General features: G+C 67.8%; 5 protein-coding genes. 1 reads left to right on the top strand and 4 read right to left on the bottom strand.

Annotated features, from left to right (window positions below; translation table 11 throughout):
• The 4 genes from ACFHVL_RS31095 to ACFHVL_RS31080 all read right to left on the bottom strand — a co-directional run.
• The coding region (locus ACFHVL_RS31095; RefSeq protein ID WP_416632183.1) for a hypothetical protein at positions 1–361 on the bottom strand (361 nt) is incomplete at its 3' end.
• A gap of 169 nt (positions 362–530) precedes the next feature.
• Entirely contained in the window at positions 531–662 is a 132-nt protein-coding gene (locus ACFHVL_RS31090) for a hypothetical protein (protein WP_416632182.1), read from the bottom strand.
• Positions 663–754: 92 nt separating this feature from the next.
• A complete protein-coding gene (locus ACFHVL_RS31085) occupies positions 755–1,039 on the bottom strand; it encodes a hypothetical protein (protein WP_416632181.1) in 285 nt (94 codons plus the stop codon).
• Positions 1,039–1,461, bottom strand: a complete 423-nt coding sequence (locus ACFHVL_RS31080; RefSeq protein WP_416632180.1) for a hypothetical protein — start codon at positions 1,459–1,461, stop codon at positions 1,039–1,041. The genes ACFHVL_RS31085 and ACFHVL_RS31080 overlap by 1 nt, the downstream gene beginning before the upstream one ends.
• 180 nt (positions 1,462–1,641) lie before the next feature.
• On the opposite strand from ACFHVL_RS31080, the gene ACFHVL_RS31075 reads away from it, so the two are divergent.
• Positions 1,642–2,367 (top strand): XRE family transcriptional regulator, encoded by a 726-nt coding sequence (locus ACFHVL_RS31075; RefSeq protein ID WP_416632179.1) that lies wholly within the window; start codon positions 1,642–1,644, stop codon positions 2,365–2,367.
• The last annotated feature ends 197 nt before the right edge of the window (positions 2,368–2,564 follow it).

Below are 2,564 nucleotides of genomic sequence, written 5' to 3'. Positions count from 1 at the left end.
ACTGCCCGGTGTCGGTGTTGTACCAGCGGGCGTGCATGTTCACCCGCGACGTCGCCGCGTCGGTCCACTCCGACTGGTAACCCAGACTCCCCACGATTCCGGTACTGGCGAGGACCTTGCCCAACGGGTCGTACGTCGTCGCCCCGGCCAGGGTGGTGCCGGTCGTCGTGAACTGGCCGACCACGTCGGTGTGCAAATCCGTCCACACCAGCCGCTGCGTCCCACCCGCCGTCCCGGCCACCACCTCACCCGACGGCCCCCGCACATACGTCGCCGTGTCGTCGGCAGCCAGGTCGTTACCGACCCCCGCGTACGCGAACCCCGGCCGCACCGCCCGACCCAACGCGTCATAGTCGTACATGCGGGCCGAACCAGAACAACCCCAAGATCAAATCAACATCCGGATACGGCTTCAGGGTCACCGGCCAACCAACGATCAGCAGAACAGCGGGGCACCGCACACCCGGCGACCGGCCGCCACGTCAACGGCACCAACCGGGCACCTCACCGCCAACCAGTCGCATCAGCCGTCACAACGACGACGGCGGCGGTGCGGTCGTCAGCTCGCCACACCGCGGGCACCAACGGCTCTTCACTCGAAACGAGAACAGCCCGGCGAGGAAGCCGAGCAGCGCGGCACTGGTCAGGGCGCAAACGTCCATGGGGATCTACTTTCTGCTGGGGTTTGGAATGGGGTCAGGCTGGCGGGTGCCGCCACCGGCCCGACCCCGGATCAAGCGGACAGCGGGCGGGTTTACGGGTGCCCGGCCGGGAAGGGGTCGACGCCGTTGGGCGGCCGGTGCCGCTGCAGCACACCGGGACGGATCAACGCGGACTTGTAGACACCGACCGCGGCCATCCGCCCGTCCCGCCCAGCCGACGTGATCGTCGCGAGGACGCCGACCACCGGGGAACCGACGTCCTCCAGGCCGTAGCGGATGTCGGAGACCCGGACCGTCATCGACCGGTCCCCGAACACCCAGTCGGCTTTACCGAGATGCAGAGTGTCACCGACCCGCAGGAGATCACCGTCGGCCATCAGTCGTCCCGCCCGCCGTGCACGTGCCCGTCCGGGCACAACCCGGCGTACTGCAACACCGCCCGCACCCGACGCGCCCGACTGTGGTCCCAGCGGTCCAACACCGCCAACGCGCTGGTGAACGGCGGACACAGCGCCGGCCCGTCACACACCCGGCACTCGGCCAACCGACTCGGCATGTGCTCGGCGACCGCCTCCCGCGCCTGGGCCAGCGCCTGCGCGTCCGGCCGGTTCCGCAGCGCCGCCGCCACGTCGTCCAGAACCGCCTGCTCAGCGTCAACAGCCGATTGCTCGGCGTCCGGCGCGGGGGCTACGCCACGTGCGCTCAGCAGCTGGAACCGTGGGTCCCGACCGATGTCCGTCTGCCCGGGCGTCCGGCGCGGCAACGGCGGCCGGTTCGGCGTCGGACCCGCGTCAATCATGGGCTGCCGGGTTCGTTGATACCTGTTCTCGGGAACCTGGTTCCTGGTCACAGCTCTCTCCATCGCGGGTCAAGGGCGCTTGAAGGATCTTCTGTGGACTCTTCCTGTGTGGAGGGGATGCCGGGACCTCTGCGTCAGGTAACCTAGGGACGTTCACAAACGTCCCGGGAGTGATCAACCATGAACACAGCGCTGCACGTGGCGATGAGCCGAACCGGCATGACACCCGCGACCCTGGCCGGCAAGGTCGGCGTCGACCCCAAGACCGTCGCCCGCTGGCTCGGCGGTCGCATTCCTCACCCCCGCCACCGCTCGCAGGTAGCCCAGGTGCTGAGAGAAGATGAAGACGTGATCTGGTCCGGCTTGGTCAAACGCGGATACGACCGGGAGATCCGCGCCGCATGGCCGACACGCTCAGCCGTCCCCCGGGAACTCTGGAACGACCTCCTCCACCGCGCCACGTCCCGCATCTGGTGCGCCGGCTACACCTCATACTTCCTCTGGACCGAGGTCCCCGGCATCACACCCACCCTGCGCAACAAAGCCGCATCCGGGCTCGACCTGCGCTTCCTCCTCGGCCGCAAGGACTCACCCGTCACCCGCGACCGCGAACGCGTCGAGGACGCCGCCCTGTCGATCTCCACCCGCATCGACATCACCACCGCCGAACTCACCAAGATCGAACCCACCCCACAGGTGCGCCACACGGACCGCCACATCAGCCTGTCCGTGTGGGTCTTCGACGACGAAGCCCTGGTCAGCACCCACCTCGCCGACCAACTCGGACACGCCTCCCCCACCCTGCACATCCGCCGACGCGGCCCAGGCGGCCTGTTCGACCAGTACGCCAACCACGTCGAACACCTCTGGAAAACCGCCAACTCACCAGCAACAGGCCGGTCGTGACCCGCAAGAACGCCTACGGCTCCCGCACCGACCACGCCGCCCGCCTCGCCGCGACCATTTAGCCTCCCCCAGTCAGAGGGGATTTGATTGATCAAGGCCGGCGAGAGAAAGGTGCACCTGACCTGCAAGGATGTGAGTGTCTAGATCATATCCATGATGGAATCGGGTGCACCTTTCTGGTGAGTAAGAGTAGCGGG

The organism is Micromonospora sp. LOL_023, from assembly GCF_048060115.1.
In the GTDB taxonomy this organism is placed as follows: Bacteria; Actinomycetota; Actinomycetes; order Mycobacteriales; family Micromonosporaceae; genus Micromonospora_E.
Note: the sequence above shows the minus strand (reverse complement) of the source record. Positions and strands in the feature narration are given on the sequence as shown.